Here is a 22,439-nt window from a genome sequence, read left to right as displayed (position 1 = left end):
GCCCTGCCCCTGACCACCAACCCCTTCATGGACGACCACATCATCTACGCGATCGTGATGGTCGGCCTGGCCCTGGCCGGCGCCGGCACCACGCTCGGCCTGGGCAACCTGCCGATCGTCCGGCGCACCGCCTGGCTGAAGTAGCGGCCACGACCGCGACGCCCACCTCCGGCCACGGAGGTGGGCGTCGCATTCTGTGCCGGCGGACCGCGTCAGGCGGCCTCGATGCCGTCGAGGATGATCGCCAGGCCGCCGTGGAACGTCTTCCTGGCCTCGCGCTCCAGGTAGGGGCCGCTCTCGTCGTCCGATCGCGGCGCGACGGCGGCCTCCAGCCAGGTGACGTTGGGGAACCGGGCCGCGAAGTCGGGCGCGGCCTCCCTCAGCGTGCCGGACCGGTCGAGCCACCACGCGTCGTCGGACACCCCCGTCGCGGCCTCCGCCTGGCGGGCCTCGGCGATCGTCTGCGCCGCGCCGCGCACGAAGTGGAACAGCGTGCCCACCACGCGGCGCAGCACGTCGCGGTCGAGCCCGGTCTCGCGCAGGACGCCCAGCAGGGTCTCCAGCGTGAGGTACTCGTTGGGGCCCAGCACCGGGCGCGCCTGCGACACCAGCAGCAGCCACGGGTGGCGCAGGTAGCAGGCGCAGGTGTCCTCGGCCCACGCGGTCAGCGCCGCCCGCCAGCCCGCCGTCAGGTCGTAGCGGGTCGGCAGCTCGCCCAGCGCCCGGTCGTACATGAGGTCGACCAGCTCGCCCTTGCCGGGCACGTACGTGTAGAGGGCCATCGCCGAGCGGCCGAGCCGCTCGCCCACGGCCCGCATGGACAGCGCCGCCATGCCCTCGGCGTCGGCGACCGCGATCGCCGCGTCCACGATGCGCTCGACGCTGAGACCGGGCTTGGGCCCCGGGCGCGACTCGGGGGAGTCGCCGGCGCCCCACAGCAGGGCCATGGACCGGCGCGCGTCACCCTGCCCGGCGAAGACCACCAAGATGCCGCTCCTCGTCTGTCCACCGTCTCGGGAGTCCGTTCACCGGCTAAGGATAGGGGTGATGCCCCGCCGGGCCCGGCACGCGCACCAGGCGCAACCCGAGCTCCACCAGCAGCCAGCCGAGGGCGTGGGCGCCGGCCGACCAGGCGGGCGGAGGCTCGTGCCCGCGCGCCAGGCGCCGGCGCGCGGCCTCCTCGCGCAACTCCTGGGCGCGGAACCGGTCGATGTACAGGTGCATGCCGGGATCCATGCGCTTCCTCCTCACGTCAGGTCCTGAACGGGAATCCGTACAGGTGGAGGGCGACGTGCTCGCGGCCCTCGGTGTCGCCCGCCTCCAGGGCCGCCCGCCCCCGGGTCTGCCACTTCTGGATGAGGGCGTGCATCTCCTGGCTCAGCTCACGCAGCTCCGCGGCGGTCATCTCGGTCAGGTATTCGGAGCCGATGGCGGCCTCCTGCCACTGCGGCTCCCAGGTCGACTGCACGTCGAGGTAGGCGTCGTGCATCTCGCGCTGCTGACGGAAGGCGACGCGGGTCAGCGCGAGGCGCGCCGCCGCGGTCTCCGGCGCGTCGTGCGCGCTGGTCGTCACGTTGAGCTGCTGGTAGGCCACCTGCCACCAGCGCTCGCGGCCGTCGCCGCTCTGCGGCTCGGCCTCCTCGATGAGGCCCAGGGCGGCGAGCTTGCGCAGGTGGTAGCTGACCAGGGAGACGGCCTCGCCGACCTGGTCGGCCAGCTGCGAGGCGGTCGCCGTGCGGGCCACGACGAGCGTCCGGTAGAGCTTCAGGCGCAGCGGATGGGCGAACGCCTTGAGCTCGCCGAGATCGTCGATGCGACGGGTCGTCCTGGGTTCGGCCATGTGTTCACCGTAGAAGCGAAGGAAAAATTGCGCAATATAATTTGCGAAAAAAAACTTGCCTATCTCCTCAGGTGAGCGGGCCCCGGGGAGTGATCAGCCCGGACTCGTACGCCAGGACCACGAGCTGGGCGCGGTCGCGGGCTCCCAGCTTGGTCATGGCCCGGCTGACGTGTGTCTTGGCCGTGGTCGGGCTGATCACCATGTGGGCGGCGATCTCGTCGTTGGACAGCCCGCGCGCGACCAGCGCCACCACCTCGCGCTCCCGGTTGGTGAGGATCTCCAGGCCGACGGGGAACGGCTCGGGGCGGCGGGCGACGTACTCGGAGATCAGCCGGCGGGTGATCGCGGGGGAGAGCAGCGCGTCGCCCCGAGCCGCGACGCGCACCCCCTGGAGCAGGTCGGCGGGCTCGGTGTCCTTGACCAGGAAGCCGCCCGCCCCCGCCCGCAGGGCGTCGAGGACGTACTCGTCGAGGCCGTAGTTGGTGAGGATCACCACGTGCACCCCGCTCAGCCGCTCGTCGGCGGCGATGCGCCGGGTCGCCTCGATGCCGTCCATCACCGGCATCTGCACGTCGACGAGCGCCACGTCGGGCAGGTGCCGCAGGGCCAAGGCGACGGCCTGCTCGCCGTCGGCGGCCTCGGCCACCACCTCGATGTCGTCCTCCGCGCTCAGCAGGGCGCGGAACCCGGCGCGGATGAGCGCCTGGTCGTCGGCGAGCAGCACGCGGATCACCGGCTCTCCTCCAGAGGGGGAGCGGCGACGGGAGGTTCAGCGTCGGAAGTTTCGGCGTCGGGAGTTTCAGCGAGGGGGAGTTCGGCGAGGGGGAGTTCGGCGCGGACGGTGAAGCCGCCGCCGGGACGCGGACCGGCCCGCAGCCGCCCGCCGAGCGCGGCGACGCGCTCTCGCATGCCCCGCAGCCCCACCCCCGGCTCGGGCGCGCCCTGCGGGCCGGTCCGGCCGTCGTCGTCGACCTGCACGACCAGATGGCCGCCGGTGCAGCCGATGCGCACCGACGCGGACGCCGGGCCGGCGTGCCTGGCCACGTTGGTCAGCGCCTCCTGGACGATCCGGTAGGCGGCCCGGTCGACCTCGGCGGGCAGCGCCTCCGGGCGGCCGTCGACGGTCACACTGGCGGGCAGTCCCGCGGCGCGGGCCCGCCGCACCAGCTCGTCAAGCCGGTCCAGCCCGCTGCCCGGCGGATCGCCGGCCGAGTCGCGCAGCACCTCCAGGGTCGCGCGCAGCTCGCGCATGGCCTCGCCGGCGGCCTCCTGGATGGCCGACAGCGCCTCGGGCACCTCCTCGCCCCGCTTGCGGGCCAGGTGCACGGCCACCCCGGCCTGCACCTTGATGATCGAGATGCTGTGCGTGAGCGAGTCGTGCAGCTCTCTCGCGATGCGCAGCCGTTCCTCCCCGGCGCGCCGCAGCGCCGCCTCCTCGCGGGTGCGCTCGGCCTCGGCGGCCCGTTCCTCGACCTGACGCAGGTAGGCCCGCCGGTGCTGGGACACGGTGCCCGCCACCCCGGCCGCCAGGAACCAGCCCAGGAGCAGGACCGTACGCTCGACGAGCGGCTGCGCGGGCCCGCCCGCGGCTCCGGCCAGGTCATCGGCCAGCCACACCCCGAGGAACACCGCCCCGGCCGCCGCGGCGGGCAGCCGGTGACCGTTGCGGATGGCGGCGAACACCGCCACCAGCACCGGAAAGGCCGCCGAAGGGCCCGGATCCAGCCGCAACGAGTGGACCAGCATGCACGCGGTGGCCACGGTCAGCGCCACCAGCGGCGCGGTCCGCCAGGCGACCAGCGCCAGCGAACCCGCCACGATGACCAGATGGTCGAGGGGCCGTACCCCGGGCAGCGACAGCGCGCCGATCTCCAGCAGGACGGCGACCACCAGCGCGAGCGCCACGTCGGCCATGCGCTCAGAGCTCATCCCCGAACAGTAGAGCCTGATTCGATCACAGTCCTCCGCACAAGGTCGGATCCCTGGACTACTCCCGGCGAGGTATCCGCGCCGGGCCTACGCCCGGCCGGGTAGTCCAAGATGTCTTCGCGGGCAGGACGACCGCGCCCCCCTCCGGGGGCGACGATCTCCTCATGTCCACACCCATGACCTCCACACCCGCGATCACCGACGCCGCCGGCCATCTGCGCGGCGCGTTCGACGGAAACCTGCACCTGCCGGGCGACGAACGCTACGACGCCGAACGGCTCGCCTGGAACCGCGCCCTCGATCCGCACCCGGCCCTCGTGGCCGAGGCCGCGCACGTCCGCGACGTCCGGGCCGCCGTCATGGCGGCCCGTGAGCACGGCCTGCCGTTCGCCGTCCAGGCCACCGGCCACGGCACCCACGTGCCCGTCGACGGCGGTCTGCTGCTCAAGACGTCGCGGCTGGCGGCCGTCCACGTCGACCCCGAGCGCCGCACCGCGCGGGCCGAGCCCGGCGCGCTCTGGTCCGACGTGATCGCGGCCGCCGCCCCGTACGGCCTCGCGCCCCTGTCCGGCACGCCCGCGATCGGCGTCACCGGCTACACGCTGGGCGGCGGCACCGGCTGGCTGTCCCGCCTGCACGGGTACGCGGCCGACAACCTGCTGCGAGCCGAACTCGTGACGGCCGGCGGCGAGACGGTCACGGCCGGTCCGGCGCAGCACCCGGAGCTGTTCTGGGCGCTGCGCGGCGGCGGTGGCAACTTCGGCGTGGTGACCGCGCTGGAGTTCCGGCTGCACCCGGTCGCCGAGGTCTACACCGGCATGACGTTGCACTCCGTGGACCGGGCCGCGGCCACGCTGGCCCGCTACCGCGAGTGGGCCCCGGCCGAGCCGGACGAGCTGAACACCTCGGTCATCCTCATGCGGACGCCCGGCCCGGACGGCTGGGCGCTGGCCGTCCGCGCCTGTCACGCGGGCCCGGCCGACGAGGGCCGCCGCCTGCTCGCGCCGCTGCTGGAGGCGGCGGGACCGGTGACGGCGGGCGGTTTCGCCACGATGACCTTCGGAGAGGCGGCGACGGCCTTCGGGGGCCCGGCGCCGCAGCCGATGGCCGTCAGGCAGCACCTGGAACTGCTCCACCAGGTGCCCGACGACGTGATCGAGACCGTCCTGGCCGTGACGGGCTCGCCCATCGCGGCGGTGGAGCTGCGCCACTGGGGCGGCGCGATGGCCCGGCCCGCGCCGGACGCCGGACCGGTCGGCCACCGCGACGTGCCGTACTCCGTCATCGCCACGGCGATGCCGGACGGACCCGGCGACCCAGCCCTCTCCAGCCTCCGGGACCTGGCCGCCGGCCTGCGCCCGCACGCGACCGGCGGCTCGTTCCTGAACTTCCTCACCGACACCGCCAGGACCCGCGACGCCTACACCGTGGCCGACCACGAGCGCCTGACCGAGGTCAAGCGGGCCTGGGACCCGGGCAACCTGTTCGGCCGCACCCACAACATCCCGCCCACCTGAACGGAGGATCCCGCCGATGTCCACACCCTTCCGCCACGTCACTCCGGTGCGGACCGAGACGGTGACCGGGCGGACGCCCAGGTGTACGCCCGGCTCCCCGGCGGGTTCGGGATGTCGCGCCCGCCGGTCTTCATGTCCCTCTCCCCGGCTCCCGATGTGCTCGCCGCCACCTGGGTCACCTTGCGTGAGTCCCTGCTCACCGGCCGGGCGGGCAGGACCGGCAAGGAGGTCGTCGCGCTCGCCGTGTCGATGGCCAACACCTGCGCCTTCTGCGTCGACGCCCACCGGCGTTCGCCGCGCTCCTAGAGGCCGCTGGCGCGGGCGGGAACTGCTCGGCGAGCGGGCCCGCGCGTTCGTCCGGGACACCGTCGCCGACTGGGACGGCACGCACCCGCCGCTGGGCCCCCTGCGCGGCCTCGCCGCCCTGCCCGGCGCGGACCGCCCCGCCGCCAGGCTCGCCCTGCTCGCGGCGGTGGCGCCGTGTCGGTACGGCGCGCCAGCGTGTAGTCCAGCCGGTCCAGAGTGATCTGAGCGCCGAACTCGGCAGGCAGACGATGCTGGACCACCTCGAACTGCATGGGCCCGACAGCGGCCAGTACCGGCGCCTGGTCGCGGCGCAGATCTGAGCGCAGCACCTGAATGACGCCCTCGGCGTCCAGTCTCCAGCCGCGCCAGCAGCGAGGCGGCGCGGGACGGCTCGGTGGTTGCCGGCTCCTTCAGCTGCTCCAGCACCTTCAGCAGATCAGCCATGTCGGCCGGCGTGAAGCCGACCGGTTTCATCTGCCCGATCAGCCGCAGCCGGGCGACCTCGGTCTCGCCGTACAACCGGAGCCGCCTGAGGTGCGTGCGGGCACCACCAGGCCGACTTCCTCGTAGTGTCGGATGGTCCGCTTGCAGAAGCCGGTCGCCTCGGCGAGCTCCCCGATCTGCCGGAGTTCCTCGGGCATTCAGCCTCCGTTACCGCCACCCGTGCCACTCTACCGTAACGTTAGAGTAGAGTAATTGCGGCATCCGCCGTGGCCGCTTGACCCAAAAGTCGGTGGCGGGTGGGGAGATGATCGGCAGACCCGCTCGAGAAGGCCGGGCAGGATGCCCACCTCTCTGCGGCGTCGTAGCCGATGCCGCCGAGGCGCACGTCGTAGCCGCCGCTGCGGCGCTGCAGGGAGAGAACATGCTCACGATGGAGTCCGTGCGGGTGTCCAGCGGCCGGCCAGAGCCTGCTCGACCTGTTTGGACAGCATGTCGAAACGCGTCATCTCGCTCGATCCGAATTGTTGCTCGGCGGCTTGGGTGCGCAAGACCTCCAGCTGATGTGCGATAGCCGGGTGCTGGTCGGAGGAAACGCGCCAGGCGAGGTCCCGCAGCAGGAAGAACATCTGGGCCAGGACGGTGGAATCGTGCGCGCCATAGTGCAGAGGCTGCACCAGCGTCATCGTCAGCAAGTCGGCTATGTTCGGCTGATACAGCATGACCCGTACGCCGCCCCGTTCGTCGCGAAGTGGCCGCGGCCCGAGCTGACGGCCTGCCAGCTCGCACAGGAGAATCGACACATGGCCCAGGGCGTGGACGGCCGTGGTCGGATCGTTGATCCCGGGCGACAGCGCCTTGACGGCCACGTCGATGAGCTGCCGGAGCCCGTACGTCACGTCATGGGCCGCGGTGCGTTCGGGGCCGGTGCTCATCGCCCTGGCGACCTGCCGGGTGAGCCGGAGTTCGATGTCGGCGTCGAACGATGACGCGGCGCGCGGCCAGCCGGCCCCCATCGGGGTTCCTGCGACCAGCAGGCTGCCCGGACAGCAGTCGATGAGCAGGACGGCATCGGCCTCCACCGCCGCGGACAGCAGTGAGCCCTCATCCATCCTCAGCACGAAGCCGGAGGCACCGGCGGGCAGGGGCAACGCGTCAGGGGGCGGCGACACGGGCTTGACATCCAGGGACGCGAACCGCCGCGGCGGAAGGACCCGGCGGATGGTTTCGTTCGCCTCGGCGTGCACTCTGACCAACGTCGTTTCCGCCCGCAACTCCCGGGCCAGGTGCGCGAGAAAGAGCACGAGTGCGAGAATGCTGACCAAGGCCAGGACGAATCCCGTGCTCACCGCTATCTGGGGCACGAAGATCTCTCTCGATTCGCCGGCGGATCGGATCGTGCGCAACACGGTGAGGGCGTAGGTGAAGGTGGCGAGGAACAGCGCCAGGGTGGCCTGGACGAACCGGTCCCGGGCGAAAGTGCGTAGTAGCCGCGGCGAGAACTGGCTGCTCGCGAGCTGCAGCGTCACCACCGTCATGGAAAAGGTCAGCGACGTCACCGTGATCAGAGAGCTGGCGATGGCGCCCAGCACTGTCCGGGCCGCGCTTGCGCCCCCGCCGAACAGGTAGGCCGTCATCCACGGAGGGAAGTCCCGTCCGAGCCGTGCATCCAGTTTAGGCAGTCCCACTCCGAGGCCCAGAGCAAGACCCACGCCGACCGAAGGCAGCAACCAAAGCTGGGTGCGCAGCACGTCCCCCAGGACAATCAGCCTGCCCCGAAGATCCGATGGTCCCATCGGCGACCCCGTTCCTTCAACGATCGTCCGCAGACTCCACTTTGATCACTTGGTCACCCGTTCACGAGTCCACGCATGACATCGTGGGCGAGTGAACGGCAGCGATGTCACGCCCGGCGACAGGGGTGCATGGCGGCAGCGACGACCGACTGTTGGGCGATGCCGGTTCGAGGTCTCACCTGGCGGTTGGGCGGGAACCATCCCCATGCGCGACGACGTCCGTCATCGCACTGCCCGAGCCCAGCTTCCCGCGGGTGATGACGCTGAAGGTGCCGTTGGTCTCCAGCACGACGGCAGCGATGTCCTCAAGGGCTCCAGAGCCGCTGGAGCGAACGGCCTGGCGGACCTCCTGTTCGGTCACCCGCTGCTGATGCATGCGATCCTTCAGCAGCCGCCCATCCACCAGCAGTACTGTCGGCGCGCTTTTGATCACCTTCCGCATTAATCCCGATCGCGTGGCCAGCCAGGCGGCGACCAGTTGGAGCATCACCAGCAAGACCAGTGCCGCGCCTCCCTCCGCCAGAGCGACGTCGGACGACAGCACCACGGTGGCCAGCGTGGAACCCAGCGAGACCGTGATGACGAGGTCGAAGGCGTTCATCTTGGCCAAGGTTCGCTTGCCGGAAAGCCGCAGTATCGCGATCAGCACCGCATAGGCGACGAGAGCGGCGATGACGACACGAACGATTTCACTCCACGACTCGAAAAACACCTCGATCCCCGTTTCTCACCTGAAACCCCGGCATGCCTTGAATACCCTGTGTGCGCCGCGCCTACCGTGCGCTTCCGTGGGCAACCGGCCGATTTCAGCAAAAGGCACCGGCCGTGAGGGTGTCTCTCACTGCACTTTTGCCTCAAGACCGGCCCTATCCACGACGCGGCAACCGCTCGGTCGCATTGTGCCGATTCCGTTGGCGGCCTGACAATCAATGCTCCTGGCATCTCTTACGTGCGGCACTCCTGCGGTAGAGGGGCAGGCCGAGGGCGGTGGTGGTGCCGCGCATCAGCGGGCTTGTCGCGATGACCAGGGTTCCGGCGGCCAGGACTCGGGGATCTGCGTCCAGCCGCTGGGCCTCAAGGGTGAGGTAGCACAGCAGCAGTAGCACGAGGTAGTGGTTGATCGTCTCATCGATCTTCAGCTCGGCCAGGCGTTCCTCGCCGGTGCCTTGCGCGTTGAGGGTCAGGCCGGCAACGAAGACAGCCAGGACTCGGTCGAGGTGGAGCAGCCCGGATACGCCGAGCACGAACAGAGCAAGGAGCAGCGTGTAGAGGAGCAGGGGGCCGGATTCGACCGCCTGCCTCGATCACTTCCACCCGCATGCCTGTGGCCTGACCAGGAGCCGGACCGTGAGCGGCGTTCCCGCCCACCGCACCGCGTTGATCACCAGCTCGCCCACCACGAGGATGGAGTCGTCGGCCGGCAGGCGTGCCATCCAGGCCGTGACAGAGGCAAAGTCCAGATCCTGCGCCTGCTCGGGAGCCGAAGGGAGCGGCGGGGGTGCGGAGCCACCGCCACGCTCGGCGGTCTGGCGGAAAGGCTTCGGGACATGGTCGGGCGGATACCCCGGTCACGAGCCCCGGACGTGGCGGATGGCATCCATGCACAACCGTTATCGTCAGCAGCCGGCCGCCGGAGTGTGGCGCAGGTTCTCGTGACGACATCGCCGCCGCGCGGAAACGGTGACGGCGATGTCGCGAATCGCGAATGGCCTCAGGATGTGCGTCCGGACTCGCCGATGTCGCCCTCAGTCTCGATTCGCTCCTTGCGGATCTCCTCGGAGACGACTTCCTCGTCGGTGATCTGTTCCGTGGTCATCCGGACCCGTTCCTTGGGAACGGTTGTCTTGGAGACCGTGGGCCGCTCCTCGTGCAGGACGACCTCATGTTCGGCCTCGGTGATCTCCGGCCCGGACAGTGCTGCGTCGCGGTTGGCGTCCGTGATCGGCTCGCGTTCGACTCGTACCTCCTCGCGTGTGACGGGGACGCTGACGTGCTGCTCCTCCGTGACGACGTACTTGCGCAGCCGTGCCCGCCCGCTCTCGTATGTTTCGGTGTCCACGTGCAGTTGCTCTTCGGAGCGGGTCATCGCGTCGTCCGTGAGGCCGCCCATGCGCTCACGTTCGCTCTCCCCGGCGGTGTGCGCCCAGCCGCCCTGAGCGGGCTCGTTGGCCTGCTGCCAGGCCTGACCCCAGTCGATGCCATAGTGGCGGTAGAGGTCGCGCTCTTGCTCCGGAGACAGGTGCCCGCCCGCGTCTACGTCGACGCTGGGCGCGTCGTTGATACGCTCCTTGTCGTACGGCACCTCGACGTGGTCCTGGACGAATTCGGCGCCCTGCATCGGGACGAACGTCTCCCTGGTGCCGAAAAAGCCGGTTCGGACGCACAGCCATTCCGGGCGGTTTGTCGTGTCGTCGAGGAATACGTGCTTCACTTCCCCGACTTGCTGTCCCGTGGTGTCGAAGACTGGATGGTCGAGCACCGTGGGGATCTGCTCTCGGGTGATCATGCTTTCTCCCCTCGTTTCCTCTGGTTCCCTTAACCAGAGGCTGGGGAAGAGAAACAATTTCGACGCCACTGCAAGGGAGATCTATGTCAAAACTCCTGCAATACGCGTAAATCCGTTGTCGATGAGTCAAGCTGCTTTCGGTCACTCCTTTGACGGCGTCCCATACCGGAATTCTCCAAATTACCGCCGACTTTGGGGAACCGCCGCGGCCGCCAGCGGTACGGTCATCCTGCTCAGCCTGTCCTCAGGCCACCCTGGCGTCTGTGCAGAAGGAGCATCGCCGCGTTGTCCAGCAGCGGCCCGCCGACGCGGGCGAGGATCGGCGCGCAACTCGTCCAGCGCGGCCTGCGGGTCGCGCCCAGCAACGGGCCCGCGCGCTCCTCCAGCGGATAGCAGGCGCCCTGCGTCGCGCGCCTCGATGACGCCATCGGCGTAGAACAGGAATCTTCGGTTCTCGTCCGGATCCGGCCCGTCCCGCAGCCTTGCTGGTGTGCGGCCGACCGTTCGGCCGACCGCTCGGGCTGCCGTACACGGCGCGGCGACACACGAACGGAGGGGCAGACGTCAGTGGCTGCCGGTGAGCTGTCCGGCAAGGGTGCCATGGAGCTTGGCGCTGGGCTGGTTCAGGCCGATGATGGTGACCTTCTTGCCGCGTGCGGCGTACTTGGTCTCGACGGCGTCCAGGGCCGCGACGGAGGAGGCGTCCCAGATGTGGGCGTCGGTCAGGTCGATGACCACGTCGTCGGGGTCGGTGGCGTAGTCGAACTGGTAGACGAGGTCGTTGCTGGAGGCGAAGAACAGCTCACCGGTGACGGCGTAGACGACCTGCTTACCGTCGGGGTCGATGACGGCGGTGACCTGCGCCAGGTGGGCGACGCGGCGGGCGAAGACGACCAGGCCCGTCAGCGAGCCGGCGACGACGCCGATGGCCAGGTTGTGGGTGGTGGCCACGACGGCGACGGTGACGACCATGACAGTGAGCTCGCCGGCGGGCATGCGCTTGAGCGTGGCGGGGGCGATGGAGTGCCAGTCGAAGGTGCCGAACGACACCAGGATCATGACGGCTACCAGGGCGGCCATCGGGATCTGGGACTCCCAAGGCCCGAAGACGATGCACAGGATCAGAGCTCCGGCACCTGCGCGATGAAGATCAGAATGGCCAGGGCGTCGACGAAGCCCACCATGACGCTGCGCGGTACGAACCGCATCAGCTTGGCCACCCCAAGGACGCCCCAGCGCCACCTGAAAGATTCCGCCCAGGATGACGGCCGCGACCAGGTGGCCGAGGCCATGCTCCCTGGCCAGCGGCGCCACCACCAGGGCTATCGCGCCGGTCGCGGCCGAGATCATGGCCGAGCGCCCGCCGACGATCGAGATCGCCTCGGGGATCAGCGCCAGGGCGACCACGAGGCCGGACAATAGCTCGGTACGGAGCACCTTGGGCGTCAGGTGACGAAGGGTCGGGCATGCGCAGGCGGCGCGAAGCCACCATGGAACCAGAAGACAAAGGATCATCCAGACAGGAGGACAGGCCTCGACCTGACGGAGCGAGGTATCAACAACAAGAAGGTGAGTGGGTGCTAGCACCCAGGCTGAAGCAGGCGTGTGGCGGCAATGTGACACCGTGGTGACCCGCCGTGTTCAGCGCGAAGGAGGCGGAGTTACCGCATGCAGTCCGAGCGGCGTAGAAGAACGGCTGGCTGGACGAGCACGATGGTTCCCCCGGAAAGATCACTTGCAGTGGGCTCCCGGACGTGCGGTGCACGCCTGTGGGAGCCGGCTCGCGGCAGACCGCCGAGCCACATGATCTGAATATACCCTGACGTGAGAGTTGGCTTCAGGTAATCTCGGGTGAGAAGGTGTCACCACTCAGACGGACGCGGCGGCCTCCAGGCGCTGGCGGCGCAGCTGCTCGGCGAACTCCCTCGCCATGGCCAGCTGTTCGCGCAGCTTGTCGGCCCGCTCGGCGACGGCGCGCTCGAACATCTGCAGCCGGGTGGCCAGCGTGGGATCCTCATCCCCAGCGGCGATTCGGTCGGTGATCTCCAGCAGGTCACGCATTTCTTCCAGGCTGAACCCCAGCGGCTTCATCCGCTTGACCAGGGCGAGGCGGGCGATGTCGGTCTCGATGTAGAGTCGGAAGCCGCCACTGGTGCGCTCAGGCACGATCAGGCCGACTTCCTCGTAGTGCCGGATCGTCCGCAGGGACAGCCCGAGCCGCTCGGCCACCTCGCCGATCTGCACCCGCTCGTCGGACATCCGTTTCCTCCACATCATCGCGCCAGCGCTCCCTGCACGCCGCCTGGTGCGCAATCTACTCTTACGTCAAATTAACCTTATGTGACGATCGCGATGGGCGCTGACAGCGTTCTGACGACGATACCCCGCCAGCGAGGCAAGCCTGGGGAAGGGAAGTGCAGGCCGCCAGGCACCGGGTCGGCAAAGGCGCGGGCCAGCGCTCCAGGGCGGTATCGAGCGTAGGCGCGGGTGTCTCGGGCACCCTGGAGACTGGCGGGGCTCGGCATTCTGGTCAGCTGCGCTTTCCCGGCCAGCCTCGGCGGGTTGTGTGCGGGAGACGACGTGGCGGCGGCCAGCGGTGGGATCGCGGCGGTGGGACCCAGAGCGCGGCGGCGCTGATGAGTGTGCAGAAGATCAGCAGGATGCCGACCAGGATCTCGAGAAGTACGGTGATCGACATGAGGACCCCCTCGGCCTCGCCTGGAGGTACAGGCCATGAGGACGAAGTCTTCCCGCACCCTCCACGTCGGCACGGCTGCGTTGGCCAGGCCGCCGCTGGAGGGCCATCCTGCCGGGCCTCCCCAGGCGTGGAGACCGTGATGACGGCCGGGATGCCGGATGGCGGGTACTCCCCTTGCGTGCTCCTTCCACTATCACCCCGGCTCGCGGGGCCGGTCAAACGCCTGTGATCACTCCGAGGAGCCGTCGAAGTGGAGCTGACCAGGAGGTACGCCTAACCTGGAAGGGCGAGGGGAGTACTTCTCAAGAGCCGGCCCCGGTCAATACGGGCGTGACCTCGTCCCCGGGCGGCAGCCCGTAAGGTGGTGGGTGAAGGAGACCTCGAACGGCCCGCCCGGTTCGAGGAGGTTCCATGCCCGCCTTTACGAGTGTGATGACGGTTGCCCCGCTGGAGACGATCGGTTCCCCGCACCTGTGGGCGATCACCCTTGGCTGCCTCGGGCTGTTGCTGGCAGCGGACTTCATCGTGACGCGGCGCCCGCACGAGGTGCGGATGCGGGAGGCGGTGGGCTGGTCGGTCTTCTACCTGGCGCTTCCCTTGCTGTTCGGCGTCTATGTGTGGCGTGCGTTCGGGCCGCAGACGTCGGTGGAGTTCTACACCGGGTACGTGGTGGAGAAGTCGTTGTCGGTGGACAACCTCTTCGTGTTCATGCTGCTGCTCTCGGCCTTCGCGGTGCCACGCGAGCTCGCCCAGCGGGTGCTGCTGTACGGCATCATCGGGGCACTGACGCTGCGCGCGGTCTTCATCGCCCTGGGCGCGGCCGCGCTGCAGAGCGGCACTTGGGCGTTCCTGCTGTTCGGCGCGATCCTGATCGTCACCGCGTGGAAGATCCTCGCCGACGCGTTGAGCGGCAAACGGCAGGAGGTCGACATCTCCTCCATGCGCTCGATCCGCCTGCTGCGGCGCTTCATGCAGGTCACCGGCGACTACCACGGCTCCCGCCTGGTGGTCCGCGAGGCGGGCCGGCGCGCTGTGACCCCGCTGGCGCTGGCCATCGTGGCCGTGTTCGCCACCGACATCGTCTTCGCGGTCGATTCGGTGCCCGCGGTGTACGGCGTGACCGAGGACCCCTTCCTCGTCTTCATCACCAACGCTTTCGCGCTGCTGGGCTTGCGGGCGCTGTACTTCGTGCTGCTGGGCGTACTGCAGAAGCTGCGGCACCTCAACCACGGGCTCGGGGTCATCCTGGGCTTCATCGGACTCAAACTCCTCCTGCACTGGGCGCACGGCCTCTGGCCCACAATCCCGGAGATCCCCACCTTGGCCTCTCTCGGCGTCATAGTCGTGGTCCTGACGACCGTCACGATCACGAGCGTGCATGCCAACCGCCGCGATGCCCGCCGCGATGTCCAACGTGCCACCGTCCCACCCTCGGACGGCTGATTCGCGGGGCGCTCGATTGCCTAGCTTGAGGAGCGTGTCCCACTACGCGCCGGTCCCGACCGCCGATCAGATAACGTTCTTGCCGAAGCCCGAACCAGCATCCTGCCCGCTGCCGCGCCGGCTGCGGCCGGAGCGGCTGGCCGCCGCCATCGCCGACGCGGCCGAACGCGCCCCGGCAGCGCACGCGCTGGCGGCGCGCCTGGTGACGGAGGACGGCGTCGCCCGGCCTGTCCATGCCGGATCGGCAGGCGCGTGCGCGTCGTACCTGCCCCGCAGGTGGGTCAGCCTTTCTGCAGATCACGCCGCTGGAAGGCGGCGATTCCCACCGACAGGAGCGAGGCCGTGACCACGCCGAGTCCCAGCAGCGGACCGGCGTCCACTGGCTGGTTCAGCGCCTGCGGGACGTGTGCGAAGGGGGACAGGTTTCTGACCCGGTCGTCCAGTTGGAGCAGCTCGCCGAGCTGAGTGAGCAGGGCGAAGGCCAGCAGGGCCGCCCACGCCAGCGCGGTCAGCCGGGGCAGCAGCCCGAACAGCAGCATCGCGATCCCGGCCAGCGTCCAGGTGGCGGGCACCTGGATCAGCGCCGCGCCCAGCATGCGCGGGGCCTGACCGGCCGGCTCGCCGATCCGCAGGCCGTGCGCGAGCCCGGCCGCCAGCCCACCCACGGTGAGGATCAGGAGGCTGCCGCCCAGGGCCATGCCCAGGTGGCTGAGGCTCCATCGCCGGCGGGCCACGGCCGTGGCCAGGACCGGTTCGGCCCGCAGCGCCGACTCCTCGCCGCGTAGCCGGAGCGTCGCCTGGACGGCATAGCCGCCGGCGACCAGGCCCAGCAGGCTCAGCTCGGCGGCCAGGAACGTGTCGGTCAGTGCGCCCGCGCCGCCGATCTGCGCGAGGATCGCGGCCAGTTGCGGGTTGTCGCGGACGATGTCGCCGACGCTGTAGGCCAGGGCGCCGAACAACACGCCCACAACCGCGAAACCGACTCCCTAGCCGAGCAGGCCGTCGCGCTGCAACCGCCAGGCCAACGCCAGGGGGCTGGTGAGATACGGTGCGGCGTCCGGCTTGCCCCGGCGGGATGGCATGAGTCCGGCGCCGAGGTCGCGCCGCCTGGCCAGCAGCGCCGCCGCGGCCACCAGCGCCAGCCCGGTGACGGCTCAAGGCGGCCAGCACCGAGGCCATGGTGGTGGCCCGCCACGCGGTCAGCCCGCCGACCGAGCCCGCATCGAAGACCGGCCCGGTGAGCGCCTGCAGCGCGGGTGCCGCACCGATGGTGACGCCCAGCGCGATGCGCTGGCCGGCTTGCGGATACAGCTCGGCGATGGCTGAGGCGCTGGCGGCGATGAGGCCGGCGATCACGACGATCCAGACGGGCAGCAGGACGCGGTCACGGCGCAGCGCCAGCCGCACCAGCGTCAGCGTGCCGGTCATGCCGCGACCTGGTAGTGGCGCAGGAAGAGCTCCTCCAGGGTGGCCGGCTGGCAGGTCAGCGCGCGCACGCCGGAGACGGTGAGCAGGCGTAGCACCGCCTGAAGGTGTTCGCCGTCGATCTGGAAGCGGACGTGGCAGCCGCTGACGGTCAGGCCGTGTACGCCCGTCAGCCCGGCCAGGCCGTCGGGGACGTGGTCGAGCTCGGCGCTGATCGTGGTGCGGGTGAGGTGACGCAGCCCGGCCAGGGTGCCGGTCTCCACCGTCCGCCCGTCACGGATGATCGTGACCTGGTCGCAGAGCGCCTCGACTTCCGACAGGCTGTGGCTCGACAGCAGCACCGTACGGCCGCGGGCGCGTTCCTCGCCGATGACCTCGCGGAAGGTAGCCTCCATCAACGGGTCCAGGCCCGAAGTCGGCTCGTCGAGCAGCAGCAGCTCGACATCCGAGGCCAATGCGGCGATCCCGGCGATCTTGGCCATCAACTCGTTGAAGATGACCATCCAGCCGTCAGGGTCTACGCTGTGGTCCGCGGCCACCGCATGATCTTTGGTTGTCTTCACAAACTCCGAATGATCTCGCGGTGGCCGTCGCCATGTGACCCTTACGCCTCAAGATCGCGAAGTGTCACTGGAGTACTAGGCTCTTCTCGGGGTGCCGGTCGCCCCGCGCCCGGCGCCACAGCAGGCACGCCTGACACCGTCACGGCCGTGCCGACGGCCCTCAGTGCTGGGCACACCCGGCCCGCCGCGCGTCAGGAGGGCACCTGGGGATTGCCCTAGTCACCCGCCGGTGGCGGGCTGTCGAGATCCGGCGGCCGGCGCCGACCAGAGAGCGACAGGCGCGTCGCGACACCCTGGTGGAGGCACAGGTGAGGTACATGATCTTGATCTACGGCAACCAGGTCACCCGCGGTATCTGGCGTGAGCTGCCCGACGAGCGGCTGATGGAGGGCTGGCGGGCGCATGCCGCGGTCACCGGCGAGGTGGTGGCGTCCGGGGAGCTGGTCGTGTCCGCGGCGCTGGCCGACGCCTCGCTCGCCAGACGGGTGCCCGCGGACGGGGGCGCGGCTGCCGCCCCTGAGGCGGACGAGCGGCTCGCCGGGATCCTCCTGGTCGACTGCGAGAGTTTCGAGCGGGCCGTGGAGATCGGCTCCCGGCTGCCCGAGGCGCCGTACGGGGTCGTGGAGGTGCGGCCGGTGCTGCACGAAGGCGGACTGGAGATGTGAGCGCCGGCCTCCCCTGACACGGGAAGGGCCGGAGACGCGCGACGCGCCTCCGGCCCTCCTCCCCAGGGACAGCGGGAGATCAACCCCGGGAACGGCTGCTCAGCGTCTTGCGCCAGTGCAGCCCACCCGGCAGGTTGATCGATAACGTGCGCCGGCCGTCGGCGGTGCGGGTGACCCTGAACAGGCGGTTGCCCCAGCTGTGTCCGACACCACCACGGGACAGGTTCAGCCGGAACGGCCCCTTCCTGAACGACTTCCGGTAGCTCCAGCCCATCGCTCTTCCTCCATTGAGATCGCGAGGACCACCAGCTACCCGGAAAAGCGACGATCTATCAAAATTCAGTGATGACCGTGTGACCGTCTCTTGCCGAACGTCTTGCCGACCCTCAGGCCGCCGGGCAGCCGCACCTTCACCTGCTTGCGGCCGTCGGGCGTGGTCGTCAGATAGAGCTTGCGGATGCCGAAGGTGTAGCTGACCCCGTGCGGCGACAGGGTGACGCGGCACGGCCCGGCCTGGATCGAATTGATCTTCATGCCCCCTCCTCATGCCCCTCACCTGGGACAACGCGTCATGCTTCGCCCCGATTCCGCGTCGACGCTCGCGCTCGGCCGGGCCCGGGCGTGACAATCGACTGCCATGTTGCCGTGAGGAGAGGAGACCGGCGTGACCATCGCCGCCCACACCGTGACCGGACCCGTCGCCCAGCACGCGGAGGGGCCCGTATGGTCCGCCCGCTGGGCGGGGCTGCGATGGGTCGACATGCTGGCCGGTGACCTGCTGGAGCTCGGCGCAGACGGCACGGTGCGGCGCCGGCACGTGGGTGCCGTCGCCGCGATCATCAGGCCGCGCACCGGCGGCGGGTTCGTGGTCGCGGCCGAGCGCGAGCTCCTGGTCTCCGACGACGACGCCTTCGACGCGCCGCTGCGCTCGCTCGGCCAGGCGTGGAGCGACCCGTCGATCCGGATGAACGAGGGCGGCTGCGACCCCGACGGCCGCCTCTACGTCGGCACCATGGCCTATGACCAGAGCCCGGGACGCGGCGCCCTGCACGTCGTCGAGCCCGACGGCTCCTTACGCGTGGTGCTCTCCGGGGCGACCATCTCCAACGGTTTCGACTTCAGCCCCGACGGCGGCCGGGCCTACTACGCCGACACGGTCACCGGGCGGGTCGACGTGCTCGACTACGACCCTGAGCGGGGGCTCACCGGACGCCGGCCGTTCGCCGTCGTCGACCCCGGCAGCGGCGCTCCCGACGGGTTGACCGTCGATGCCGAGGGCGGGGTGTGGGTCGCGCTGTGGCAGGGCGGCGCCGTGCACCGCTACAGCCCCGAGGGCGCGCTCGACGCGGTGGTGCCGCTGCCCGTCACCAAGGTCACCGCCGTCGCGTTCGGCGGCGAGCGGCTCGACCGGCTGTTCATCACCACCTCGTGCCTCGGCGTCGACCGTTCGCGGCAGCCGGACGCCGGCGCCCTTTTCGCCGCCGACCCCGGCGTCCGCGGCCGTCCCGTCCTGCCCGCGGCCCTCTGACGGGCCTGCCGCGCGGCGGACCGGCCTCGCGAACGGCGTTCGGGGCGGCGCCGGTTCGCGGAGCACGCGGCGCGGCGCGCCCGGAGGGTGGCCGGGCGTGATCGCGGGGTCGGTGGCGATCAGGCGGGTGTGCCGGATCGGGCCGCGATGGCGCGGAGCAGGCTCCGCACGCCGGCCACGTGTCCGCCCGTCCCGAGAAGAAGCAGCCGGTAAGCGCCTCCGGCCACACCGGGGAAGACGGCCCGGGTTTCTGCGCGCAGCCGCGTCCTGCCCGTACCGGCCGGCTCCATACGGAAGATCAGCGCATAGGACGAGAACCGGTGACGGCCTTCGAGCACCAACTCGATCCCCGGATCGGCAGCGGTCACCAGGAACCCGGGGACGGCCGAGCCCACGGCCAGCGGCCGCGGCCCGGAGGCGGCGCGGTCGGCGCACCGGACGAGCCTGGCGTAGCCGGCCGCGTGGGGCTGGGAGAAGGTCCGCTCGACCGTTTCGAGCGTCGCGCGCCACACGTCGTCGCGGTCGGCCGTGATGAAGATCGCGTGTTCGTCGAGGTGAGGGGCATGGGATGGGCGCATCTCGGGCTCCAGGGGGCGGGCTCGCCGTGGCGTTCTCATGCGCCGATGCCGCCCTTGCCGTCGGCGAGTTGGGCGCGCATCGCCTCCGCCAGCGCCTGCGCCGCCGTCAGCGGGCGGACCATCACCGTGAGCTCGGCCACCGAGCCGCCCTCTCCGAGGTGCAGCAGGTCAACGCCCTCGATCTCGCGCTCGCCGATGCGGGCGCGGAAGACGAGCGCATGGTCGGGGGCGTCGTCGGCGCCGACCTCCCGTACGTACCGGAAGTCCTCGAAGACGTGCTGGACCGCGTGCAGGATCGGCGCGACGGTCTCCCGCCCTAGGTACGGCCTGAACACGATGGGGCTGTGGAAGACGACGTCATCGGCGAGCAGCGCGACGGCCGCCGCCATGTCGCGGGCCTCGACGGCAGCGCGGAAGGGGTGCATCGACTCGCTCTCCCTATAGTCAACAAATTGAATAGCTGCGTAGGATACTAACCACGGACAAGGGAGGTTGACCAGATGACGTTGCGCCACGCGGCACTCACCGCTCTCCTGGAGGGCGAGGCCTCGGGCTACCAGCTCGCCAAGCGCTTCGACGTGTCGGTCGCCAACTTCTGGTCGGCCACACCGCAGCAGATCTACCGCGAGCTGGAGCAGCTAGAAAGCGCCGGCCTGGTGAGCGGGCGCGTCGTCGAGCAGGCCCGCCGGCCGAACAAGCGCGTCTACACGCTCACGGACGCCGGGCGTGACGAACTCCACGCGTTCACCGCCCGGGCCGCCCGGCCCACGGCGATGCGCGACGACCTCCTGGTCAAGCTGCAGGCCGTGGACACGGGTGACGTGGAAGCGGTCATGAAGGCCCTGACCGAGCGAATGGAGCGGTCACGGGTCAAGCTGGCCCTGTACGACCGCCTCAGGGACGACCTGCTCCAGGGCCGCGACGAGGAGGAGTTCCTGCGTGAGGCGGAGCGGGTCGGGCCGTACCTGACGCTGATGGGAGGGCGTGCCTACGAGCAGGCGAACCTGCGCTGGGCCACGACCGTCCTGCGACTCCTCGACCGGCGAAACGGCGCGGCCGGGGTTCGCGGAGAACGCGGCGCAGCGCGCCCGGAGGTGGCCGGGCGCGCTGCGGCTGGGATGGGCCGGGTCAACCGACACGCAGGGTGAGCCCGTACGCGCCGAGGATCTCGTTGACCGGCTGGTGGTAGGTGGTGCCGCCGATGGAGCAGTTGCCCGATCCGCCCGAGGTCACGCCCTGGGCCTGGCTGCCGGAGATGAACGAGCCGCCGGAGTCACCGGGCTGCGCGCACGCGCTGGTGCGGGTGAGGCCGGTCACCGTGCCCTGCGAATACCTGACGGTGGCGTTGTGCTGCTGGATGACGCCGCAGCGCCAGCCGGTGGTCGAGCCGGAGCGGCAGATCGACGCGCCGACGGAGGCCTGCGTGGACCCGCGCACGATCACGGTCGAGCCGCCGGAGCCGCGTACCCACGGCTGCGGGGTGTGGCCCGGAGTGGCGACCCACGCGTAGTCGTTGCCCGGGAACGACGCACCCTGGAAGGTGCCGGACGGGTTGGTGGTCGTGGAGCCGGCCAGGCGGCAGTGGCCCGCGGTGACGAAGCCGGGGGTGCTGCCACGGGTGACGGAGAAGCCGATGCTGCACCGGCTGGAGCCGATGTAGTAGGCGGCGCCGCCGATGAGGTTGATGTACGTCTGGGGGCTCTCGGCGCTGACGACCACGCGGACCGCCTTGCCGTCCACGCCCGCGGCGGCGGCCAGGGCGTCGCCGGCCTGCTGCGTGGGAGCCTGGATGACGACGCTGTTGGTGGTCACGTCGGCGTACCAGAGGGCCGCGCCGGCCTTGGCCTGCTCCGGCGCCCGGTCGAGCTGGTCCTTGACGGAGTTCAGCTGGGTGAGCGTCCGGGCGACGACGATCGGCTGGCCGCCCTGCGCCTCGATGCCGGGCGCGGCGGCGGGGTCGGTGGTGGCGACCATGAGCTTGGAGGCGTCGGCGTTCAGCCAGGAGCCGCCGTAGGACGCGCCGAGGGTGGTGGACAGCCGGGCCTCGGTCGCCGCGGCGCGCTGCTCGTTGGCCAGGCGGGTGACGGCCTGCTGCTCGGACAGCCCCAGGTCGCGTTCGAGGGCGTCCACCATGGTGGGCGGCGCCGTGTCGGCGGACTGGGACGGAGGCTCGGAGGCGGCGGCGGGGCTGAGGGGGGTGGCCAGGCAGACGGCCACGATGGTGGCGCCTGCCAGTGCCCAGCGCTTACTCGACATGTGCGCTCCTTTGTGGGGGGTGCTGTCAAGTTAACCGCTGGGCAAAATTCGCCCTAGATACCAAAAAATCCCTATTACGGAGTTATGGACCGCCGCACATCCTCCATCAGGACGCCCGCCGCCGCCACGGCCTGCCCGATCTCCTCCGAGGAGCCGCCGACCCGGCCGAGCACCTCTCCGGCGCGGGCCGCGAAGTCGCGCGGGGCGCCGGGCAGCCGCCCGGCCGAGGCCACCATGCCCTTCTCGTTGACCAGCCAGCGGCCCACGTGACCGTGCAGGGCCTGGCAGGCCACGCCGACGGCCCGGAAGAGGCAGCCGGCGGCGTACACGGGGTCCCGGCCCGACGCCCCGTACGAGGCGAGGCGTACGGAGAAGTGCGCCTCCCACAACCCGCGCACGAGCGCGTCGCCCAGCGCGGCCGGGTAGGCCCGCATGCGCTCGCGCAGCTCGGTGAGCCCCCCGCCGGGGTCGGCGAGCACCCGGCAGAGCGCCACCTCGCCGGCGTAGGCGTGCGAGTAGAAGCCCAGGGGGTGCCCGGCCTGGACGCCGATCTCGTAGCGGCCCGCCTGGCAGTCGGCCCAGACCCGGTGGACGCGGTCGAGGTCGCGGTAGATCCAGTCGACCCGCGCGCCGTCGATGGTCAGCCAGCCGCCGCCGTCGACCCAGGGCCCCCAGCCGCCCGGCTCCGTCAGCTCCGCCTGGTCGCCCGCGTGCCGCACGGCCACGGCCCGGAGTGCCGCGACGTCGAGCTCGCCGCGGTAGTAGAGCCCGAGGTCGTAGTCGGAGTCGGGGCGGTGCGTGCCGCGTGCCCGGCTGCCGCCGAGCACCACGGCCACCACCGAGGGGATCCCGGCGAGCTCCCGGGCGAGCGCCTCCAGTCTCGCGTCGTCCATGGGCTTCCTGTTCGGGGTCTTCCTGTCCGGTGGGGGACCGGCGGGCGAGCTCGGC

The 22,439-nt window shown here is 70.7% G+C and carries 26 protein-coding genes and 3 pseudogenes; 6 read left to right on the top strand and 23 right to left on the bottom strand.

All coding sequences use genetic code 11. From position 1 onward, the window contains the following. Positions 1–212: 212 nt before the first annotated feature. The 5 genes from AC5L3X_RS30580 to AC5L3X_RS30560 form a co-directional block, all read right to left on the bottom strand. Positions 213–983: a TetR/AcrR family transcriptional regulator C-terminal domain-containing protein gene (locus AC5L3X_RS30580; RefSeq protein ID WP_494861564.1), complete on the bottom strand. Its 771-nt coding sequence runs from the start codon at positions 981–983 to the stop codon at positions 213–215. Between the two features lie 49 nt (positions 984–1,032). Next, complete coding sequence (locus AC5L3X_RS30575; RefSeq protein WP_189122815.1) at positions 1,033–1,236, bottom strand: hypothetical protein; 204 nt, start codon at positions 1,234–1,236, stop codon at positions 1,033–1,035. A gap of 16 nt (positions 1,237–1,252) precedes the next feature. Beyond that, positions 1,253–1,840: a helix-turn-helix domain-containing protein gene (locus AC5L3X_RS30570; protein ID WP_494861559.1), complete on the bottom strand. Its 588-nt coding sequence runs from the start codon at positions 1,838–1,840 to the stop codon at positions 1,253–1,255. A gap of 67 nt (positions 1,841–1,907) precedes the next feature. Then, entirely contained in the window at positions 1,908–2,573 is a 666-nt protein-coding gene (locus tag AC5L3X_RS30565; protein ID WP_494861558.1) for a response regulator, read from the bottom strand. Further along, positions 2,570–3,769: a sensor histidine kinase gene (locus AC5L3X_RS30560; RefSeq protein ID WP_494861557.1), complete on the bottom strand. Its 1,200-nt coding sequence runs from the start codon at positions 3,767–3,769 to the stop codon at positions 2,570–2,572. Before AC5L3X_RS30560 ends, AC5L3X_RS30565 begins: the two co-directional genes overlap by 4 nt. Positions 3,770–3,933: 164 nt before the next feature. Between AC5L3X_RS30560 and AC5L3X_RS30555 the strand changes: the two genes are divergently transcribed. Both AC5L3X_RS30555 and AC5L3X_RS30550 read left to right on the top strand, forming a co-directional pair. Beyond that, positions 3,934–5,286 carry an FAD-binding oxidoreductase gene (locus AC5L3X_RS30555; protein ID WP_494861556.1) on the top strand — a complete coding sequence of 451 codons (1,353 nt, stop codon included), beginning with the start codon at positions 3,934–3,936 and terminating at the stop codon, positions 5,284–5,286. A gap of 81 nt (positions 5,287–5,367) precedes the next feature. Next, positions 5,368–5,592: a carboxymuconolactone decarboxylase family protein gene (locus AC5L3X_RS30550; protein WP_494861555.1), complete on the top strand. Its 225-nt coding sequence runs from the start codon at positions 5,368–5,370 to the stop codon at positions 5,590–5,592. A gap of 161 nt (positions 5,593–5,753) precedes the next feature. Here AC5L3X_RS30550 and AC5L3X_RS30545 read toward each other — a convergent pair. The 10 genes and pseudogenes from AC5L3X_RS30545 to AC5L3X_RS30500 all read right to left on the bottom strand — a co-directional run. Continuing rightward, positions 5,754–5,948: pseudogene (locus AC5L3X_RS30545) on the bottom strand (peptide chain release factor 3); the annotation flags it as partial. A 126-nt stretch (positions 5,949–6,074) separates the two neighbouring features. After that, complete coding sequence (locus AC5L3X_RS30540; RefSeq protein WP_494861553.1) at positions 6,075–6,233, bottom strand: MerR family transcriptional regulator; 159 nt, start codon at positions 6,231–6,233, stop codon at positions 6,075–6,077. A 228-nt stretch (positions 6,234–6,461) separates the two neighbouring features. Further along, the gene (locus tag AC5L3X_RS30535; RefSeq protein WP_494861552.1) at positions 6,462–7,784 is read right to left on the bottom strand and encodes a DUF2254 domain-containing protein; all 1,323 of its coding nucleotides are present in this window, start codon (positions 7,782–7,784) and stop codon (positions 6,462–6,464) included. A gap of 220 nt (positions 7,785–8,004) precedes the next feature. Then, positions 8,005–8,541 (bottom strand): DUF421 domain-containing protein, encoded by a 537-nt coding sequence (locus tag AC5L3X_RS30530; protein WP_494861550.1) that lies wholly within the window; start codon positions 8,539–8,541, stop codon positions 8,005–8,007. Positions 8,542–8,755: 214 nt separating this feature from the next. After that, positions 8,756–9,073: a hypothetical protein gene (locus AC5L3X_RS30525; protein ID WP_494861549.1), complete on the bottom strand. Its 318-nt coding sequence runs from the start codon at positions 9,071–9,073 to the stop codon at positions 8,756–8,758. A 60-nt stretch (positions 9,074–9,133) separates the two neighbouring features. Beyond that, complete coding sequence (locus AC5L3X_RS30520) at positions 9,134–9,262, bottom strand: hypothetical protein (RefSeq protein ID WP_494861547.1); 129 nt, start codon at positions 9,260–9,262, stop codon at positions 9,134–9,136. Positions 9,263–9,540: 278 nt separating this feature from the next. Beyond that, positions 9,541–10,335 (bottom strand): DUF2382 domain-containing protein, encoded by a 795-nt coding sequence (locus tag AC5L3X_RS30515; RefSeq protein ID WP_494861546.1) that lies wholly within the window; start codon positions 10,333–10,335, stop codon positions 9,541–9,543. 233 nt (positions 10,336–10,568) lie between these two features. Then, the gene (locus tag AC5L3X_RS30510; RefSeq protein ID WP_494861544.1) at positions 10,569–10,763 is read right to left on the bottom strand and encodes a hypothetical protein; all 195 of its coding nucleotides are present in this window, start codon (positions 10,761–10,763) and stop codon (positions 10,569–10,571) included. A gap of 136 nt (positions 10,764–10,899) precedes the next feature. Further along, positions 10,900–11,850: pseudogene (locus AC5L3X_RS30505) on the bottom strand (STAS domain-containing protein). Between the two features lie 354 nt (positions 11,851–12,204). After that, complete coding sequence (locus AC5L3X_RS30500; RefSeq protein ID WP_494861542.1) at positions 12,205–12,594, bottom strand: MerR family transcriptional regulator; 390 nt, start codon at positions 12,592–12,594, stop codon at positions 12,205–12,207. 850 nt (positions 12,595–13,444) lie between these two features. Here AC5L3X_RS30500 and AC5L3X_RS30495 point away from each other — a divergent pair. Beyond that, positions 13,445–14,476, top strand: coding sequence for a TerC/Alx family metal homeostasis membrane protein (locus tag AC5L3X_RS30495; protein WP_494861540.1), 1,032 nt, complete (start codon positions 13,445–13,447; stop codon positions 14,474–14,476). Between the two features lie 281 nt (positions 14,477–14,757). Here AC5L3X_RS30495 and AC5L3X_RS30490 read toward each other — a convergent pair. Together AC5L3X_RS30490 and AC5L3X_RS30485 are read right to left on the bottom strand one after the other, a co-directional pair. Beyond that, positions 14,758–15,447 (bottom strand): annotated as a pseudogene (locus tag AC5L3X_RS30490) (efflux permease Rv1217c-related protein); the annotation flags it as partial. A 453-nt stretch (positions 15,448–15,900) separates the two neighbouring features. After that, positions 15,901–16,440, bottom strand: a complete 540-nt coding sequence (locus AC5L3X_RS30485; RefSeq protein WP_494861539.1) for an AAA family ATPase — start codon at positions 16,438–16,440, stop codon at positions 15,901–15,903. Positions 16,441–16,781: 341 nt separating this feature from the next. Here AC5L3X_RS30485 and AC5L3X_RS30480 point away from each other — a divergent pair, with 341 nt between their 5' ends. Further along, entirely contained in the window at positions 16,782–17,129 is a 348-nt protein-coding gene (locus tag AC5L3X_RS30480; protein ID WP_494861537.1) for a YciI family protein, read from the top strand. A gap of 79 nt (positions 17,130–17,208) precedes the next feature. On the opposite strand, the gene AC5L3X_RS30475 is transcribed toward AC5L3X_RS30480, so the two are convergent. After that, complete coding sequence (locus AC5L3X_RS30475) at positions 17,209–17,403, bottom strand: DUF4236 domain-containing protein (RefSeq protein WP_494861535.1); 195 nt, start codon at positions 17,401–17,403, stop codon at positions 17,209–17,211. Between the two features lie 65 nt (positions 17,404–17,468). Beyond that, positions 17,469–17,663, bottom strand: coding sequence for a DUF4236 domain-containing protein (locus AC5L3X_RS30470; RefSeq protein ID WP_189122808.1), 195 nt, complete (start codon positions 17,661–17,663; stop codon positions 17,469–17,471). A gap of 130 nt (positions 17,664–17,793) precedes the next feature. Here AC5L3X_RS30470 and AC5L3X_RS30465 point away from each other — a divergent pair, with 130 nt between their 5' ends. Then, a complete protein-coding gene (locus tag AC5L3X_RS30465) occupies positions 17,794–18,657 on the top strand; it encodes an SMP-30/gluconolactonase/LRE family protein (RefSeq protein WP_494861533.1) in 864 nt (287 codons plus the stop codon). Positions 18,658–18,776: 119 nt separating this feature from the next. On the opposite strand, the gene AC5L3X_RS30460 is transcribed toward AC5L3X_RS30465, so the two are convergent. Together AC5L3X_RS30460 and AC5L3X_RS30455 are read right to left on the bottom strand one after the other, a co-directional pair. Next, entirely contained in the window at positions 18,777–19,235 is a 459-nt protein-coding gene (locus tag AC5L3X_RS30460; protein ID WP_494861531.1) for a hypothetical protein, read from the bottom strand. Positions 19,236–19,270: 35 nt separating this feature from the next. Then, positions 19,271–19,660 carry a nuclear transport factor 2 family protein gene (locus AC5L3X_RS30455; protein ID WP_494861530.1) on the bottom strand — a complete coding sequence of 130 codons (390 nt, stop codon included), beginning with the start codon at positions 19,658–19,660 and terminating at the stop codon, positions 19,271–19,273. Positions 19,661–19,735: 75 nt separating this feature from the next. Between AC5L3X_RS30455 and AC5L3X_RS30450 the strand changes: the two genes are divergently transcribed. Next, a complete protein-coding gene (locus AC5L3X_RS30450) occupies positions 19,736–20,383 on the top strand; it encodes a PadR family transcriptional regulator (RefSeq protein ID WP_494861528.1) in 648 nt (215 codons plus the stop codon). On the opposite strand, the gene AC5L3X_RS30445 is transcribed toward AC5L3X_RS30450, so the two are convergent. After that, positions 20,364–21,491: a S1 family peptidase gene (locus tag AC5L3X_RS30445; protein WP_494861527.1), complete on the bottom strand. Its 1,128-nt coding sequence runs from the start codon at positions 21,489–21,491 to the stop codon at positions 20,364–20,366. The two genes, AC5L3X_RS30450 and AC5L3X_RS30445, sit on opposite strands and share 20 nt — an antisense overlap. A gap of 74 nt (positions 21,492–21,565) precedes the next feature. Then, positions 21,566–22,384, bottom strand: a complete 819-nt coding sequence (locus AC5L3X_RS30440) for a nucleotidyltransferase domain-containing protein (protein WP_494861526.1) — start codon at positions 22,382–22,384, stop codon at positions 21,566–21,568. Positions 22,385–22,439: the final 55 nt, after the last annotated feature.

This window comes from Nonomuraea sp. CX421, from assembly GCF_059358955.1.
Note: the sequence above shows the minus strand (reverse complement) of the source record. Positions and strands in the feature narration are given on the sequence as shown.

Bases quoted from the DNA above. Each gene is read 5' to 3' on its own strand.
- AC5L3X_RS30575 (WP_189122815.1), bottom strand. From the start codon at position 1,236: ATGGATCCCGGCATGCACCTGTACATCGACCGGTTCCGCGCCCAGGAG.
- AC5L3X_RS30570 (WP_494861559.1), bottom strand. From the start codon at position 1,840: ATGGCCGAACCCAGGACGACCCGTCGCATCGACGATCTCGGCGAGCTC.
- AC5L3X_RS30560 (WP_494861557.1), bottom strand. From the start codon at position 3,769: ATGAGCTCTGAGCGCATGGCCGACGTGGCGCTCGCGCTGGTGGTCGCC.
- AC5L3X_RS30555 (WP_494861556.1), top strand. From the start codon at position 3,934: ATGTCCACACCCATGACCTCCACACCCGCGATCACCGACGCCGCCGGC.
- AC5L3X_RS30540 (WP_494861553.1), bottom strand. From the start codon at position 6,233: ATGCCCGAGGAACTCCGGCAGATCGGGGAGCTCGCCGAGGCGACCGGC.
- AC5L3X_RS30520 (WP_494861547.1), bottom strand. From the start codon at position 9,262: ATGGCACGCCTGCCGGCCGACGACTCCATCCTCGTGGTGGGCGAGCTG.
- AC5L3X_RS30515 (WP_494861546.1), bottom strand. From the start codon at position 10,335: ATGATCACCCGAGAGCAGATCCCCACGGTGCTCGACCATCCAGTCTTC.
- AC5L3X_RS30510 (WP_494861544.1), bottom strand. From the start codon at position 10,763: ATGGCGTCATCGAGGCGCGCGACGCAGGGCGCCTGCTATCCGCTGGAG.
- AC5L3X_RS30500 (WP_494861542.1), bottom strand. From the start codon at position 12,594: ATGTCCGACGAGCGGGTGCAGATCGGCGAGGTGGCCGAGCGGCTCGGG.
- AC5L3X_RS30495 (WP_494861540.1), top strand. From the start codon at position 13,445: ATGCCCGCCTTTACGAGTGTGATGACGGTTGCCCCGCTGGAGACGATC.
- AC5L3X_RS30480 (WP_494861537.1), top strand. From the start codon at position 16,782: ATGATCTTGATCTACGGCAACCAGGTCACCCGCGGTATCTGGCGTGAG.
- AC5L3X_RS30475 (WP_494861535.1), bottom strand. From the start codon at position 17,403: ATGGGCTGGAGCTACCGGAAGTCGTTCAGGAAGGGGCCGTTCCGGCTG.
- AC5L3X_RS30470 (WP_189122808.1), bottom strand. From the start codon at position 17,663: ATGAAGATCAATTCGATCCAGGCCGGGCCGTGCCGCGTCACCCTGTCG.
- AC5L3X_RS30460 (WP_494861531.1), bottom strand. From the start codon at position 19,235: ATGCGCCCATCCCATGCCCCTCACCTCGACGAACACGCGATCTTCATC.
- AC5L3X_RS30455 (WP_494861530.1), bottom strand. From the start codon at position 19,660: ATGCACCCCTTCCGCGCTGCCGTCGAGGCCCGCGACATGGCGGCGGCC.
- AC5L3X_RS30450 (WP_494861528.1), top strand. From the start codon at position 19,736: ATGACGTTGCGCCACGCGGCACTCACCGCTCTCCTGGAGGGCGAGGCC.
- AC5L3X_RS30445 (WP_494861527.1), bottom strand. From the start codon at position 21,491: ATGTCGAGTAAGCGCTGGGCACTGGCAGGCGCCACCATCGTGGCCGTC.
- AC5L3X_RS30440 (WP_494861526.1), bottom strand. From the start codon at position 22,384: ATGGACGACGCGAGACTGGAGGCGCTCGCCCGGGAGCTCGCCGGGATC.